This is a genomic window from Buchnera aphidicola (Cinara splendens) (genome assembly GCF_900698975.1).
Lineage (GTDB): Bacteria > Pseudomonadota > Gammaproteobacteria > Enterobacterales > Enterobacteriaceae > Buchnera_F > Buchnera_F aphidicola_AI.
The window spans coordinates 231,896-248,865 of the sequence record NZ_LR217722.1 but is presented as its reverse complement, the minus strand read 5'-3'; the positions used below and the strand labels follow the sequence as shown (position 1 = coordinate 248,865).

The 16,970-nt window shown below is 22.6% G+C and carries 11 protein-coding genes; 6 read left to right on the top strand and 5 right to left on the bottom strand.

All coding sequences use genetic code 11. From position 1 onward, the window contains the following. Positions 1-237: 237 nt before the first annotated feature. The 5 genes from serS (at position 238) to tpiA (ending at position 7,437) form a co-directional block, all read left to right on the top strand. Positions 238-1,542 carry a serine--tRNA ligase gene (gene serS, locus BUCISPPA3004_RS01025; RefSeq protein WP_154048893.1) on the top strand — a complete coding sequence of 435 codons (1,305 nt, stop codon included), beginning with the start codon at positions 238-240 and terminating at the stop codon, positions 1,540-1,542. 95 nt (positions 1,543-1,637) lie between these two features. Then, on the top strand, positions 1,638-2,726 hold the full coding sequence (gene serC / locus BUCISPPA3004_RS01020; RefSeq protein WP_154048892.1) for a 3-phosphoserine/phosphohydroxythreonine transaminase: 1,089 nt from the start codon (positions 1,638-1,640) through the stop codon (positions 2,724-2,726). A 57-nt stretch (positions 2,727-2,783) separates the two neighbouring features. Then, positions 2,784-4,070, top strand: a complete 1,287-nt coding sequence (gene aroA, locus BUCISPPA3004_RS01015) for a 3-phosphoshikimate 1-carboxyvinyltransferase (RefSeq protein WP_154048891.1) — start codon at positions 2,784-2,786, stop codon at positions 4,068-4,070. A gap of 498 nt (positions 4,071-4,568) precedes the next feature. Continuing rightward, positions 4,569-6,239, top strand: a complete 1,671-nt coding sequence (gene rpsA / locus BUCISPPA3004_RS01010) for a 30S ribosomal protein S1 (protein WP_154048890.1) — start codon at positions 4,569-4,571, stop codon at positions 6,237-6,239. Positions 6,240-6,672: 433 nt separating this feature from the next. Beyond that, positions 6,673-7,437 (top strand): triose-phosphate isomerase, encoded by a 765-nt coding sequence (gene tpiA, locus BUCISPPA3004_RS01005; protein ID WP_154048889.1) that lies wholly within the window; start codon positions 6,673-6,675, stop codon positions 7,435-7,437. Positions 7,438-7,695: 258 nt separating this feature from the next. Here tpiA and pfkA read toward each other — a convergent pair whose 3' ends face one another. From pfkA to BUCISPPA3004_RS00980, 5 genes are all read right to left on the bottom strand, one after another. Further along, the gene (gene pfkA / locus BUCISPPA3004_RS01000) at positions 7,696-8,661 is read right to left on the bottom strand and encodes a 6-phosphofructokinase (protein WP_154048888.1); all 966 of its coding nucleotides are present in this window, start codon (positions 8,659-8,661) and stop codon (positions 7,696-7,698) included. Positions 8,662-8,855: 194 nt separating this feature from the next. Continuing rightward, positions 8,856-9,548 carry a 2,3-diphosphoglycerate-dependent phosphoglycerate mutase gene (gene gpmA, locus BUCISPPA3004_RS00995; RefSeq protein WP_154048887.1) on the bottom strand — a complete coding sequence of 231 codons (693 nt, stop codon included), beginning with the start codon at positions 9,546-9,548 and terminating at the stop codon, positions 8,856-8,858. Between the two features lie 400 nt (positions 9,549-9,948). Then, positions 9,949-11,160 (bottom strand): dihydrolipoyllysine-residue succinyltransferase, encoded by a 1,212-nt coding sequence (sucB, locus tag BUCISPPA3004_RS00990; RefSeq protein ID WP_154048886.1) that lies wholly within the window; start codon positions 11,158-11,160, stop codon positions 9,949-9,951. A gap of 12 nt (positions 11,161-11,172) precedes the next feature. Continuing rightward, the gene (locus BUCISPPA3004_RS00985; RefSeq protein ID WP_154048885.1) at positions 11,173-14,004 is read right to left on the bottom strand and encodes a 2-oxoglutarate dehydrogenase E1 component; all 2,832 of its coding nucleotides are present in this window, start codon (positions 14,002-14,004) and stop codon (positions 11,173-11,175) included. A gap of 64 nt (positions 14,005-14,068) precedes the next feature. Beyond that, on the bottom strand, positions 14,069-14,818 hold the full coding sequence (locus tag BUCISPPA3004_RS00980) for a Nif3-like dinuclear metal center hexameric protein (RefSeq protein WP_154048884.1): 750 nt from the start codon (positions 14,816-14,818) through the stop codon (positions 14,069-14,071). 1,472 nt (positions 14,819-16,290) lie between these two features. Here BUCISPPA3004_RS00980 and fldA point away from each other — a divergent pair. Beyond that, positions 16,291-16,812 (top strand): flavodoxin FldA, encoded by a 522-nt coding sequence (gene fldA, locus BUCISPPA3004_RS00975; protein WP_154048883.1) that lies wholly within the window; start codon positions 16,291-16,293, stop codon positions 16,810-16,812. Positions 16,813-16,970 lie beyond the last annotated feature (158 nt).

Sequence of the window (16,970 nt, the reverse complement as noted above, 5' to 3'; positions counted from 1 at the left end):
TAGGATTATTATTTTAAATATAATTTTGTTTGTTTTTTATTTTGTATTAATAATCAAAATATATATTTATATAAAAAAGGTTTTAATAATAAAATTATTAAATGTTTTAATAATACAAGAAATATGCAGTATTTATGAATTTATTTTATTAAACATCATGTATATAATAAATATATATATATTTTATACATATTATATATTTATTAAAAATTTGTATACTGGAAAATTATAAGTACTATGTTAAATTTTAATGCAGTTAAAGATAATTATTTTTTTTATCAAGATTTATTAAAGAAAAAAAATTATATTTTAAATATAGATAAATTAAAAGAATTAGAAAAAAAACGCAAAAAAATACAGATTTTTAGTGAAAAAAAAATATCAGAACATAAAAGAATGTCAAAACATTTAGTGTATAGAAAAAAATTTTTTAATGACTGTGATGTTTTTAAAAATCAAATTATTGCCTCTCGTTTAGCTATTAATAGTCTGAAAAAAAAATTAGAAAAAATAAAAAAAAAAATATATAAAATACTTATTTTTGTTCCTAATATACCGCATCATGATGTACCTATAGGTACAGGAGAAAAAAATAATAAAAAAATTTATTCATGGGGAAAAAAAAAAAAATATAACTTCTCTATTATTGATCATATAGAAATTGGAAATAAATTACAAGGTTTTGATTGGAAGACATCTTCTGTTATTTCTGGTTCTGGTTATGTGATTATGAAAGGTCCGATTGCACACTTACATCGCGCATTAGGACAATTTATGTTGGATGTACATACTCAAATACACGGGTATGAAGAAGTGTATGTTCCTCATATTGTAAAAGATTCTTGTATGTTTGGTACAGGTCAGTTACCAAAATTTAAATCAGATTTATTTCATACGTATACATTGCATAATGATCATCAAAAGAATAGATATGACAAACTTTTTTTGATACCAACATCCGAAGTACCTTTAGTAAATTTGGTTCAAAATAAAATTGTTTTATTTAAAGAATTGCCGTTAAAATTTGTTGCTCTGAGTTCTTGTTTTCGTGCTGAAAAAAATACTTATGGAAAAAATGTTAAAGGATTAATTAGGAATCGTCAATTTGATAAAGTTGAAATTATACAAATTGTACATCCTCTTAAATCTGAAAATACACTTGAAATTTTAACACAACATGCAGAAAAAATATTGCAATTATTACGATTACCATATAGAAAAATATTATTATGTACAGGTGAACTAGGTTTTTCATCTCAAAAAACATATGATTTAGAAGTATGGTTTCCTTTTCAAAAAATATATAGAGAAGTATCTTCATGTTCAATGATTGGTGATTTTCAATCTAGAAGAATGAATGCTCGCTATAAAGATAGTAGTACTAAAAAAAACTTTTTCTTACATACTTTGAATGGTTCGGGATTAGCTGTTGGTAGGATTTTAGCCGCTATTTTAGAGAATTTTCAATGTTCTAATGGAAAAATATCTATTCCAAAAGTATTGCAAAAACCTTATATGAACGGTATGAAATTTTTAATGTAATTTACTAAAAATTTTAGTGTATACGTTAATGCATAAAAATCCTTATTTCTATTCTGTAGTACTTAAAATATAAAGCAATTATATTGGTGATAAATATGGCTATTGTGTATAATTTTAATCCTGGCCCATCTATTCTTCCAAAAATAGTTTTGTCTGAAATAAAAAAGAATTTTTTTAATTGGAATGACTCTCAATCTTCAATTATTGAGATCAGTCATCGTAGTCAAAAGTTTATGGAATATGCTGTTCAGGTTGAAAAAGATTTACGTTTTATATTAAATATACCTAATAATTACTATGTTTTATTTTGTCATGGTGGAGCAAGAGGTCAATTTTCTGCTATTCCGTTAAATTTAAAACATAAATTTACCCAACCAGAGTACATACACAGTGGATATTGGTCATTGTGTGCTTATCAAGAAGCAAAAAAATACTGTAGCCCTACATGTATATCCGTACGAAAAATATTAAGGAATAAAGTTATTTCCATTCAACCAGTAAAAGAGTGGAAAGTTTCTTCTAGACATACATATTTACATTATTGTCCAAATGAAACGATTGAAGGAATAGAAATTTTTGAAGAACCTGTACTTAATAATAAAATTATAGTAGGTGATTTTTCTTCTACTATTTTATCACGAAAAATTAATATAGAAAAATACGGTATTATTTATGCCTGTGCTCAAAAAAATATTGGTCCTGCAGGTATTACTGTAGTAATTATTCGTGACGATTTATTAATGCAGTCAAATATAAAATCTCCTTCTATTTTAAATTATAAGTTATTAATGAAATCAAATTCTATGTTAAATACTCCCAGTGTATTTTCCTGGTACGTAGCTGGACTAGTTTTTAAATGGATCAAAAATTTAGGCGGTTTATCTGTTATAGAAAAAAATAACAAAAAAAAAGCAAAATTACTATATCAATATTTAAATTCTACTAATTTTTATAAAAATTATATTATACCTTCTCATCAGTCACATATGAATGTGACATTTCATTTAAAGGAAAAAAAATTAACTAATTTATTTATTGATACTGCCGAAAAATATAAATTGTTGGGTTTAAAAGGACATTCTTTAGTAGGAGGAATTCGAGCTTCTATATATAACGCTATGCCTATTGAAGGGATTTATCATTTAATTAGTTTTATGAAATATTTTGAAGAAAAGTTCAGTTAACACCAATATAAAAAAATCTTATAATTATTACTATTTATTTGTAGGAGTTTGTTTGTCATGCAAAAAAGTTTAACTTTATCACCTATTAAATATATTGAAGGTGAATTAAATTTACCAGGATCAAAAAGTATTTCAAATAGAGTATTATTATTATCAGCTATATCTACAGGTAGTACGATTATAAAAAATTTATTATATAGTGATGATGTTAAATATATGCTAGAAGCATTATCTCAGTTAGGTGTATTATATCATTGGGATTATAATAAATCAGAATGTATAATAGAAGGAAATTCTGGTCCTTTTTATATGAAAAAAAAAATTACTTTGTATTTAGGTAATGCTGGAACTGCTATGCGTCCATTATTAGCAGTATTATCTATTAAAAATAATAAAATTATTTTAACTGGTGACAAGAGAATGCAAGAACGACCAATTCATCATTTAGTAGAATCATTACAATTAGGAGGAGCTAATATTAGTTATTTAAACAACTTAGAGTATCCTCCTATATATGTACAAGGAGGATTTACAGGAGGAAAAATTGTTGTAGATGGCTCAATATCAAGTCAATTTTTAAGTGCGCTTTTAATGATTGCTCCTTTAGCAGAATTAGATACAACAATTATTGTTAAAGGTGTATTAGTATCTAAACCATATATTGACATGACTATTAATTTAATGAAAATATTTGGCATTTCAATAAATATTATAGATAATTATAAGTATTTTTTTATTAAGGGAAATCAAACGTATGTTTCTCCTAAAAAATATTTAGTAGAAAGTGATATGTCTTCTGCTACTTATTTTTTAGCAGCTGCAGCTATAAAAGGAAGATTTGTAAAAATTAACGGTATAAAAAAAAATAGTATACAAGGAGATGTGGAATTTATTGATGTATTAAAAAAAATGGGAGTATCTATTTTTTGGAAAAAAAATTCACTAATTTGTACTAAAAATAACTTATCTGGTATTACTATTGATTGTAATCATATCCCAGATGCAGCTATGACTATTGCCATGCTAGGTTTGTTCGCAGATAATTTTGTTTATATTAAAAACATATATAATTGGAGAGTTAAAGAAACAGACCGCTTGTATGCTATGACAACTGAATTAAAAAAAATTGGTGCTACAGTACAAGAAGGACGTGATTTTATAATTGTTTATCCTGTAAAAAAATTCTTACAAGCTACTATTAATACGTACAATGATCATCGTATAGCTATGTGTTTTTCTTTAATTGCTTTATCTGAGGTACCAATAACATTATTAAATCCAACTTGTGTAAATAAAACATTTCCGTCTTTTTTTGAAAAATTTAATTCAATTTGTCATTTTTAAAAAATTGAATGTAGTAATTTTATCTAGAATATAAAATTCTATTAATTAATTAGTTTATATTTCATTGATTAAAAATAATTGTAAATATAAATAATTGCGTATAAAATTTTTTAAATATTTTAGTATATATATTGATTTTTAATACAGCGATTTTTTATGATAATTAATATATATTTGTATTTTTTTATTAAATTATTTTTCAAATAAAAAGATGTTATTTAATAATCAATAATTTTATTAAATTAGTCAACACGCGAAATATTAAAATTGTAATTTTAATGATTTAAAGTTTTTTATTTATAAAATTATTGTTTTTTATTAATATCACTATAATTACATGTTAATTATCTATTTAGGTAATAGTAGTATTAATTTTTATATATTTTTTTATTATACTCCATTTAAAAAATAAATGGTTTTTAATTAACTTTTTATGGTTGTTTAACTTATTTTAAACACTTTTAAACTTTCATAATATACATGAATAAAACATTTTATATGACAACATCTTTTGCTGAACTATTCGAAGAATCGCTAAAAAAAGTAGAAACTCGTCCAGGATCCATTATTAAAGGATCAGTAATATCAATAGATAATGATATGGTTATAGTTGATGCAGGATTAAAATCAGAATCCTTTATTCCTATAGAACAATTTAAAAATTCTAGTGGTAAGTTAGAAGTAAAGGTAGGAGACATGATCGATGTTTCTCTAGATGCTATAGAGGATGGTTTTGGTGAAACTGTTTTATCAAGAGAAAAAGCCAAAAGACATGAATCTTGGGTTAATCTAGAAAAAGCTCATAAAGAATCACGTAATGTCAGAGGTATAATTAACGGTAAAGTAAAAGGCGGTTTTACTGTTGAATTAAATGATATACGAGCTTTTTTGCCTGGATCTTTAGTTGATGTTCGTCCTATCCGAGATACTCTGCATCTAGAAGGAAAAAATCTAGACTTTAAAGTTATTAAATTAGATCAAAAAAGAAATAATGTAGTTGTTTCACGAAAAGCAGTTATTGAATTAGAAAATAACGCTGAACGTGATCAGTTGTTAAAAAACTTACAAGAAGGTAACATCATTAAAGGAATAGTTAAAAATTTAACAGATTATGGTGCTTTTATTGATTTGGGAGGAGTAGATGGATTACTACACATTACTGATATGGCCTGGAAAAGAGTCCAACATCCCAGTGAAATAGTTAAAATAGGTGATACAATTCAAGTTAAAGTATTAAAATTTGATGAACAAAAAATAAGAGTATCATTAGGTTTAAAACAATTAGGAGTTGATCCTTGGACTAATCTTATACAACGTTATCCAGAAGGTAGTAAACATGCGGGATATGTTACTAATTTAACTGATTATGGTTGTTTTGTAGAAATCGAAGAAGGTGTAGAAGGATTAGTACATGTTTCAGAAATGGACTGGACTAACAAAAATATTCATCCTTCTAAAGTTGTAAAACCTAGAGAAAAAATTAATGTATCTATTTTAAATATTGATGAATCCAGAAGACGTATTTCATTGGGAATTAAACAATGTAAAATTAATCCATGGAATATATTTGCTGAAAAAAATAATAAAGGATGTAAGGTATCCGGTAAAATTAAATCTATTACTGATTTTGGAATTTTTATAGGTTTAAAAGGTGGTATTGATGGTTTAGTTCATTTATCCGATTTATCTTGGTTTGTTTCAGGAGACAAAGAAGTAAAAAAATATAAAAAAGGTCAAAACATAGAAGCAGTAGTCCTTCAGGTAGATTCCATAAGAGAGAGGATTTCTTTAGGAATTAAACAACTTCAAGAAGATCCATTCTATAAATATATCTCAAATAATCCAAAAAATACAGTTATTTTTGGTGTAGTTGAATCAATTGAAGAAAAAGCTATATTATTAAAAATAGAAACAGGTATTTTAGGATGTTTAAAATTAGCAAATATACCATCTTCTTATCGTCAAAAATATATATCTAATTTATCTATTGGGAATACTTTGTTAGTTCAAATTCTTGGATTTGATAAAAAAAATAGAACTGTATATGTATCAATCACAGAAGAATTATATTTAAAAAATATACAAAATTTTTCATTAAAAGAAAATTCAATTGACTTTAAAAAAAATGATAATACTATGACACAAGCATTTGAAGACGCTAAAAATTAATATTTTTACAGAAATATTTTCAACACATTTATTTAAAAAATATCTAATATAATTAGAATTATTTTATTAAGTTAATAAATATTTATATTTCAAAAAAAATTATTAAATTTTGAGTAAAAAATATTTTAAAATATATTATTTTTTAAAATAATAGTAAATATATGAAAATAAGGGGATTTAGTGATTTTTTATTTTTATCAATAAATTATTGTAGATATAAGGTATAGCATAGATGAGAATTTTTTTAAAAAATATGTATCTTATTTTGAACTAAAAAACTAAAAATTATATATTTTATATATAAAAAATAGTTAAATATATTACTTGATTTTAAATAATTAAAATTTGATATTTTTCAGTAAATAATTTTTTATAATTTAGCAATTATTTGAGTATATTGAACTCTAATAATTGCTTCTATAGGTGTTATAAAATGATAAAACCAATAATTGTAGGTAATTGGAAATTAAATGGTACAAAAAAAAAAATAAAAAAATTTTTAAAATTATTGAGTCTATTTATTACAAAATATAATCCTAAAGGGACAATAATAATTTCTTTACCTATTATATATGCTTATATAATTAAAAATTTATCAATTTTTAAAAAAAAAAAAATTTTTTCAGGCGCCCAAAATGTTGATAATCATATTTTAGGATCTTTTACTGGAGAAATTTCTCCTAATATGCTGAATGATATGATGATTAAATATGTAATTATTGGTCATTCTGAAAGACGATTTAATCATAAAGAAACTAATCATGTAGTTGCAAATAAATTTAGATTATTAAAACAAGAAAATCTGATTCCAATTTTATGTATAGGAGAAACTAAACAAGAAAAAATTAATAATAGAATTGAAGAAGTCTGTATTAAACAAATAGATATTATATTAAATATGTGTGGTACACATGCATTTGATAACTCTATTATTGCTTATGAACCGATTTGGGCTATTGGTTCACAAAATTCTGCTACTCCTTCAGAAGTACAATATGTTGCTCAATTTATTCGTCAATATATAAATTTTAAATCAAATTATAAAATAAAAAATTTTTTTATTCAGTATGGTGGAGCAGTAACAAATAAAAATGTATCAGAATTGATGTCTAAAGAAGATATTGATGGTTTTTTAATTGGTAGATCTGCTCTAGAAATAACAGAATTTATTAAAATTATAAAATTAATAAATGTTTAATTTGTATTTTTGTGCAAAACATTTTTTTTGTACAATATATTTCTTAATAATTATGTAAATAATTTATTATTTTTCATATAAATGATTTATTATTACAATATTTTTTTAAAATTAAATAATATGAGTTATTATTATAAAATTGAATATTATATATATGTATGTATAATATTTTTAATTTTTGAGATAATAACTTATATTTAAGCGCCGGATTACCGGCACTTATTGGAACAATAGTATTTAAATAAATTAAAAATTTTTTTAGACGATACGATTATTTATTACGTGTAATAAATCTTTTTTGAATGATTGTTTCATGTTTTTTAATGCATAATCAATATCATGGTGAACCATTTGATTATTTATAATACCAACACATTTTCCTTTATGTCCATTTAAAAGTAGTTTTATAGCATGTATACCCATACGAGATGCCAGTATTCTATCGTATGCTACTGGTATTCCACCTCTTTGAATATGTCCTAATATAGTAGCTCGCGTTTCTTTATTAGTTTTTCTTTGAATATATTTGGCCAATTTGTTAACATCACATATATGTTCAGTAACAGCTACAATAGCGTGTTTATTGCCTTTTTTTATGCTTTTTTGTATTTCTAATAATAATGATTCTTTTCTATAAATTATTTCTGGAATAATAATAAATTCACACCCTCCGGCAATAGCTGCCAATAATGTTAAATCTCCGCAATAACGACCCATTATTTCAATAATAGAAATTCTTTGATGTGAAGAAATGGTGTCTCTTAATTTATCAACAGCATTAACTATTGTTTCTAAGGCAGTAAAATACCCTACACTATAGTCAGTTCCAGAAACATCATTATCAATTGTACCTGGAATTCCTATGCAAGGAACGTTCATATCAGTTAAACATTTAGCTCCTATATATGATCCGTCACCACCTATTATAATTAAAGCATCAATTTTTCTTTTTAAAATATTACTAACAGCAGTTTGTCGTATTTGCGGCAATCTAAACTCTAAAAATCTAGAAGATCCTAAAAATGTTCCACCTGTATTCATTAAGTTAGATACATTATTACGATATAATGGAATAATAGTATCGTTATATAAACCTAAAAAACCATTTTTGATACCAATTACTTCTAAATTATTATTTCGAGCTGTATATACTATAGACCGTATAATTGCGTTCATTCCCGGAGCATCGCCACCGCTTGTCAAAACTCCTATTTTTTTAATCATTATAATGACGCGACCTTAATGTTTAATATTTATTTAAATAACATAAAAATTTTGAATATTAGTTTTATGAAAATAATGTATTAATTTTAAAAATTAAGATTATTTAAATAGAACGTTTTTATTAGAAACTGAAAAAACATTTATATTAATATTTTATCAAATAATTTAAGAATTTAATTTTAATATAAAATATATTATAAATAATAATATTGTAAAGGTTTAATATCGTGAGAAAATTCATATACAATTGGAGAACCAGTAGAAATATCTACTTTTTCAATTTCAACATCATTAATATTATTCAAGTACTTTATTAATGCACGTAAGGAATTACCATGTGCTACTATGATTATTTTTTTGTTTTTTTGTATTTGAGGTAAAATATTAGATTTCCAAAAATTAATTACTCTATGATATGTCATTTTTAAGTTTTCAGAATTTGGAAGGTCTTCTGTTTTTATATTTTTATATTTTTCGTCATTTTTTAAACAAATAATATCTGAATTATTGTTTTTTGGAGGTAGAGCAGAGAAACTTCTTCTCCATAATTGAACTTGTTTGTGCCCATACTGATTCACTACTTCATCTTTGTTTAAACCTTCTAAAGATCCATAATTTCTTTCATTTAATTTCCATGATTTATGCACTGGTATCCATGCATAATCTAATTTTTTTAATATTATCCATAAAGTATGGATAGCTCTTTTTAATACTGATGTATATGCAATGTCAAATTTAAATTTATTTTTTTGTAATATTTTAGCTGCATGCCGAGCTTCTTTTTTTCCTGTTTCGGATAATGAAATATCTTTCCATCCAGTAAATTTATTTAGTTGGTTCCATTGACTTTCTCCGTGTCTCATTAGTACTATTTTTTTATTTTTCATCATTCACCTAAATTTTATGTTTTCAAAATACATAGAATGTCATAATTTCATGTATATTTTTCTGTATACAGTAAATATTGTATTATTTTTGTTAAAATATGTAAATTAATTAGTATTGTGTACTAAATATTAATCACAGTACAATGTATTTTTTATTTTTTATAAAATAAAAAATATAGTACATATATTATATTCGGTATGTCAGAAAGTATGATTAACTAATCTTTTAAAGTAATAAAACAAATTTAACATTTTATATAATTGATTTGGTGTGCAATACATAAATTTTAATAATATAATTAATTATTATATAAAAAATATTCAAGGTATATTAATTATATATTGATTTTATTATATTAAAATAATCATACTAAAATATCATTTATAAAATATCTCGACATTATATGTCTATTATAATTCTAGAAAAATCTTCTATAGTATCTTTTATACAATTTAAAAACTGTATTGCTTGTTTTCCATCAATTAATTGATGATCATAGGATATAGCTAAATACATCATAGGAAGTATTTTTATTTTATTACATATAACTACTGGTCTATTTTTAATATAATGCATGCCTAGAATAGCTACTTGGGGGGGGTTAATGATTGGAGTAGAAAATAGTGAACCAAAAACTCCTCCATTAGTAATAGTAAATGTACCAGATTCTAGATCTTTTAACTGTAATTTTCCAGACTGACCTAAAATAGAAAAAGATTTTATTTTTTTTTCAATTTCAAACATAGATAAATGATTAGCGTATTTTAGAACAGGTGTTATCAATCCTCTAGGAGTAGATACAGCAATATTAATATCATAATAATCGTGATAAATAATATCAGTGCCCTCTATAGAGGCATTCATGTCCGGAAATTTTTTTAATGCATGTATTACTGCTTTTACATAAAAAGACATATATCCTAGTTTTACACCATGCTTTTCTTTAAAACAGTCATCGTATTTATTTCTTAACAACATAATTGGTTTCATATTAACTTCATTAAAAGTAGTTAACATAGCTGTATTTTGAATAGTTGATAATAATCTTTCTGATATTTTTTTTCTTAATGGATTCATTGCAATCCGATTACAAGATCTTGTTCTAGATGACGTGTCATTATTTACAATTTTTTCTAGTAAAATGTTTGTTTTTGTTTTTTCAGTTTGTTTTTCTTTATTTAAAATACATGATTTTTTAAAAATAAAATCATCCTTAGTAATTTTTTTGTTTATTTTTATTCCTTTAATCATCACTTTATTAATTTCATTATTTGTTATTAATCTACGTATCTTTGGTGTAAAAAAATCTCTTTCATTATTTTTTTTTACTGAATGGGTTTTTGTATTAAATATATTTGATTTTTTTTTAATTGGCTGAACATATCCTAATACAGACTGTGACTGTATACTCTGGCCTATAGACATATTTTGTGAGTATAAGATACCAGAAACAGGAGATGATACTTCTAATATAATTTTATCTGTTTCAATTTCAACTACTAATTCATCTTCTTGAACAGTATTTCCTATTTGTTTGTGCCACTTTAAGATTACTGCATTATTAATTGATTCGGGTAAATCAGGAGCTAAAATTTTAATATTTTTATTCATATTTTTCACTTGTTATTTTTTTTTCATTGACATTGAAAATGCTGATTTTATAATTTTTTTTTGTTGCATTTTATGATCTATTAAATTTCCTTCTGCAGTAGAAGAGAATTTTGGTCGACCAATGTATTTTAAAAAAATTGATTTATAATTTATTAAAATATATTTTTTGAAATAAAAATATATATATTTCCAGCTACCTTGATTTATTGGTTCTTCTTGACACCATATAAAATATTTTACTTGAGTAAATTTATGGATAGCTTTATTTATTTTTAAATATGGAAAAGGATATAATTGTTCAATACGTATTATTATAGTATCAATAATATTATTTTTTTGGTAAAAACTTAGTAATTCATAATAAATTTTGCCTGAACAAAAAATAATACAAGATATTGAATTATAAGTACTGTTTAATTGTGTTAATAAAATTTTATGAAATTTTTCTATTAATAATTCTTTCATGAATATAAATGTTAATGGGTTTCTTAACAATGATTTAGGGGTAAATATAATTATAGGAATTTTATATTTACTACATCCTTGTTGTAACAAAATATGATACATTTGGGATACTGTAGTAGGTATATAAATTTTAATATTGTTTTGTGCGCACAGTTGTAAATATCGTTCTAATCGACCAGATGAATGTTCAGGTCCTTGTCCTTCATAACCATGTGGGAGTAAGATTACTAGAGATGAAGAATATCCCCATTTTTGTAAACCAGATGTTATAAATTGATCTATAACAATCTGAGCTCCATTAGAAAAATCACCAAATTGAGCTTCCCATATATTTAATGTAGTATGAGATACTTTTGAGTAACCATATTCAAAGGCTAAAGTAGATTCTTCTGATAAAACTGAATCCCAAACATAAAATAAACCGCTAACAGAAGATAGATTTTGTAATGGAATATATGTAGTATTTTTTTGTTGACAAATAACAGAAGCATGTCTATGGCAGAAGGTTCCTCTTCGTACATCCTCTCCAGTTAATCGACATGTAATACCATAGTACATTAAAACAGCATAAACTAAATTTTCTGCCGAACCCCAGTCCAAAGGAATTTTGTTATTAATCATTTGCATGCGATTAAAAAAAATTTTTTTTACTTGATTGTGTACAATTAAATTTTTTGGTAAAGTGAATAGTTCAGTTGCTATTTTATTTAGAGAATCTAAATCGTGAACTCGGTTAATTAAATATTTTTTAGGATTGTTTTTATGATGTATTTTTTTTAAATTATTTTTATCGGAACTATAGTTTTGTATTCTTTTATATAATTTTTGCATAAAATGTATATATAGTTGTTCATATGAAGTATTTCTTTTTTTTAATATATTTATTATTTTTTTAGAGTATAAAGTACAAATACTTTTATGTTTTTTTATTATATTATACATTTTTGGCTGAGTTATATATGGATCATCAACTTCATTATGACCTAATCTTCGGTAACAGACTAATTCAATAAAAACATCTTTTTTAAATAAATATCGAAATTTTAAAGCTAACTCAATAGTAAATATCACATGTTCAGGTTGATCGGCATTAACATGGAAAATAGGGGAATCAATCATCTTCGCAATATCTGTACAATAAAAACTAGTTCTTAAATATTTTTTTTTAGATGTAGTAAAAGCAATTTGATTGTTAATAATAATATGTACGCTACCTAAAACATTGTATGCAGGAACTTGAGACATATTTAAAGTTTCTTGTATTACACCTTGTCCAATAAAAGCAGCATCTCCATGTATAATAACAGGTAAAGGTTTATATTGAGAAGATTTTTGATCTAAAAAAAATTTACAACAACCAATAACAACAGGTGTTATAATTTCTAAATGTGAAGGGTTATCTAACAAGTTAATTTCAACTTTTTTGTTGTTTTGTTGGATGGTTTTTTTTAATCCTATATGGTATTTTACATCTCCAGTACCGTTATGATGTTTACAGGACAAATCTGTATTATGAAACATGTGTAATACATTATAGTGTAAAATATTATACATTACATTTAATCGACCTCTATGAGCCATACCTAAAAATATTTTTTTGGTTTTTTTTTTAATACAAAACATTATAATTCTTTTTAACATTGGAATTAAAATGTCACATCCTTCTAAAGAAAATCGTTTGTTTCCTGGAAATTTAGTATGAATAAATTTTTCAAAAGTAGTAGATTGAATTAAATCTTCTAATATTTCTTTTTTTTCACTACTAGACAGTGAGTTTTTAACATTTTTAGTTTCAATATAATTTTGTAACCATTTTTTTTGTTTGATATTATTTAAATGCATATATTCAAATCCAATATAACTACAATATTTTTTTTTGAAAAATAAATACATTTCGTTAAAGGAATTGATATTTTTTTTAAAACATAAAAAATTGAAATTTATTTTATAATTAAGTTCTTTTGATTGAATATTATGAAATAAATAAGATAATTCAGGAATGTTTTTTATTGTTTTTAAATATGTCAGCGGATTTAAATTTGACATATAATGTCCATATATTCGGTAAGAATTTATTAAATTTAAAAATTTTTCTTTTAATAATTTGTTTTTATATTCTTGTATTAAATTTTTTGAGATGACATCAGAATAAGAATATAAAGTATTTTTTTTTGTTTGAGATTTAGGTTGAGCAGTAATGTTGTTACTATTCGTTATACGTTTATTATTAGATATCTTATTAAATGTTTTTTTCCAAGATGAATCTAGTGTTTTTGAATTGGATAAAAATTTTTTATAAATGTTTTCTAAAAATAATTGGTTGTTTGAGTACAACCATCCTGTCTTCCATAATGAAAATATTTTTTTTTTATTTGTCATATATATTTTACATATCTATTATATAGTGAATTACGAATTAAAATTTAATAAATGGAATATATTATTAAATTGGATTATGTATATCAACAAAGGTAACGTTCAAGTTTTGATCTTTTTGAGATAACCATTTTCCTAATGAAAAAATTCCTGATTTTTCTGTAGCATGGTGTCCTAAAGAAAAAAAATGTACATTATTTTCTTCAGCTATATGAATTGTTTCTTCCGAAACTTCTCCAGTTAAATATGCATCAATTTTTAATTTTATAGATTGATTAAAAAAGTTTTGCCCTTTTCCTGTACACCAAGCAACACGTTTAATATATTTAGGTCCTGTTCGACCATAATGAAATGGAATTCTATCTAATTTTTTTGATATGGTTTGAATTAATGATGTTACAGTTTGTTTTTTTTTGAATTTTCCTATAAAGACATATGAAAATGCACAACCATAAGTAGTAATGTTTAGTAATTTTCCTAGTTGAATGTTATTACCGAATTCAGGATGTAAATCTAGCGGTAAATGCCAACTATATAGATTAATATTATTTGATAATAATATTTTTAAACGATGTCTATTCATACCTAAAATTTTTTTTTCTTGATTGTTCCAAAAATAACCGTGATGTACAATAATTGCATCTGCATTTTTTTGTAAAGCAATTTTTAAAAGATTTTGACAAGCTGTCACTCCTGTAATTATTTTTTTTATTTCATCTTTTCCTTCTACCTGTAAACCGTTAGGTGTATAATCTTTTTTATATTTATGGCTTTTTAATTTTTTATTGATAATCTCTTCGAGAATAAAATTATTCATATTAAAGAACTCTTTTTTTTTTAAATACTGATTTTTTTTAAAAAATTTTGTAGTAAATTATAAATAATATTTATATATATTGATATTTGAAAATAAATTTCTAATTATATTTAAATATATTTTTTATGAATTGCGGGGATTTATATATTTTTAAAATATTTTTGTATTTTTTTTTATTTATTTTTAAAAGTATCATTAAAATTCATAATTATAGATAGAAAAATAGTATTAATTTTTTTAAAAAAAATTATTTCTAGTTTTAATCAATACAACTTACTATTAATAATTTTTGTTGATTATTTTATATTAATTTATTTTAAGTATATATCTTTCTATATGATAATTAAAATAATTTTTTTTAAAGAATTTTTCTTTTATAATACTTAATTGAGTATTTGAATTGATTGTTTTTTAGCATACTCAATAAATATATTTATATTAATAAAATTCTTGCGTTCAAAGTAGATATTAAAAATTAATAATATTAATGTAAATGTTTATTTCATGGTTCTATTCAATAGGATACATAATTTATAAAAATTTTTGAATGAAGTACTATTTTTAATTTTTATTACAGAAAAATTAATATATTAAATTTTAATGTATATTAAATAAAATTTATGTTTTTTTTATGGTTTTAATTGTTAAAAATATTAATTTAAATTGTATATAAAAAGTAATTTTTAAACATATGATTTGATGATTTCTATAAAAATCAAATTTTTATACAGTAAATAAAAATTATTATTAATATATTGTATATAATATTTTTTGACTATAAAATTTATTAATAGTAATATCTTTTTTATAAAAAATATTTTGAATAGGTTTGTCTCTTTTCTTGGTTGAAATTATATTTTCAATTTTAATATATTTTATTGATTAAATAAAAAATAATTTTTTATACAAACGGATAAATTTAATTTTTTTGATTTTATAAAAATTAAATTGTTATTGAGATAATTGATTATTATATTTCTATTTCGAAAAAATTGATATAATAATAAAAAAATAGATGTATTTATGTTTTTTGTGTGCACTACACGACAACTTTGTTTTTTTATATTTAGAGTTTATTTAATAATTTTAAACATATGAATATAGTTTTTTTATTGTTTTTTATAAAAATTTATTTTTTATTTTGAAAGAAATACATTATATATAAATATTTTTTTAGAATATTTTTAATATTCATTTATTTTTAAACAGACATTAAAAATAAATGAATATTAAAAATATACTATTAAATATAATATACTATATTATACAAAATATATAAACAAAATATTTATATAAACTACTTTAAATTATTATTTATATATATATATAATATATTATATATATATATAAATAATAATTATTTTTTTATCTGTTTTTTAAAAATTAAAATAACAACACTACTATAAATATAGTATACATTTTATGTATTAATAATATCAATTTTTATTAATATTTTTTTATATGGATACACAATGAAAAACATAGGTATTTTTTATGGCAGTGATACCGGAAATACAGAAAAAGTTTCTTATATGATACAGAAAAAATTAAATATTAAAAAATCTGCAATATTTGATATTGCTGTTTCTCCATTAAAAAATATGGAAAATTTTGATATTTTATTTTTAGGTATATCTACATGGTATTACGGAGAATTACAATGCGACTGGGAAGAATCCTTACATGTTTTAAAAAAAATACATTTAAATAAAAAAATAGTAGCATTGTTTGGATGTGGTGATCAAGAAGATTACTCAGAATATTTCTGTGATTCACTAGGAATTATGTATCACCTTTTAAAAAAAAAAAATGTTAAATTTGTAGGTTCTTGGCCAATTAAAAACTATTTCTTTGAAGCTTCTCGCGCACAAAAAGACAAAACACATTTTTTTGGATTACCAATTGATGAAGATAATCAACCACATTTAACTAGAAAACGCGTTACTAATTGGTTGAAATTAATTGCTTCAGAAATTAATAATTTATGTAATTAATCTTTAATTATTAAAAATATTTTGGATTATATAAATTATATAATAATTATTAATAAAAATTTTTATACATAATAGATATATATTTGACAGTATTAAAATAAATATTACTGAATACTGTCAGAATATATATAAATATGACATTTATACATTCATAAAAT

What these genes read in the sequence shown, in the direction of transcription:
- pfkA (WP_154048888.1), bottom strand. Translation starts at nt 8,661, where the DNA reads ATGATTAAAAAAATAGGAGTTTTGACAAGCGGTGGCGATGCTCCGGGA.
- rpsA (WP_154048890.1), top strand. Translation starts at nt 4,569, where the DNA reads ATGACAACATCTTTTGCTGAACTATTCGAAGAATCGCTAAAAAAAGTA.
- sucB (WP_154048886.1), bottom strand. Translation starts at nt 11,160, where the DNA reads ATGAATAAAAATATTAAAATTTTAGCTCCTGATTTACCCGAATCAATT.
- aroA (WP_154048891.1), top strand. Translation starts at nt 2,784, where the DNA reads ATGCAAAAAAGTTTAACTTTATCACCTATTAAATATATTGAAGGTGAA.
- BUCISPPA3004_RS00980 (WP_154048884.1), bottom strand. Translation starts at nt 14,818, where the DNA reads ATGAATAATTTTATTCTCGAAGAGATTATCAATAAAAAATTAAAAAGC.
- tpiA (WP_154048889.1), top strand. Translation starts at nt 6,673, where the DNA reads ATGATAAAACCAATAATTGTAGGTAATTGGAAATTAAATGGTACAAAA.
- serC (WP_154048892.1), top strand. Translation starts at nt 1,638, where the DNA reads ATGGCTATTGTGTATAATTTTAATCCTGGCCCATCTATTCTTCCAAAA.
- BUCISPPA3004_RS00985 (WP_154048885.1), bottom strand. Translation starts at nt 14,004, where the DNA reads ATGACAAATAAAAAAAAAATATTTTCATTATGGAAGACAGGATGGTTG.
- serS (WP_154048893.1), top strand. Translation starts at nt 238, where the DNA reads ATGTTAAATTTTAATGCAGTTAAAGATAATTATTTTTTTTATCAAGAT.
- gpmA (WP_154048887.1), bottom strand. Translation starts at nt 9,548, where the DNA reads ATGAAAAATAAAAAAATAGTACTAATGAGACACGGAGAAAGTCAATGG.
- fldA (WP_154048883.1), top strand. Translation starts at nt 16,291, where the DNA reads ATGAAAAACATAGGTATTTTTTATGGCAGTGATACCGGAAATACAGAA.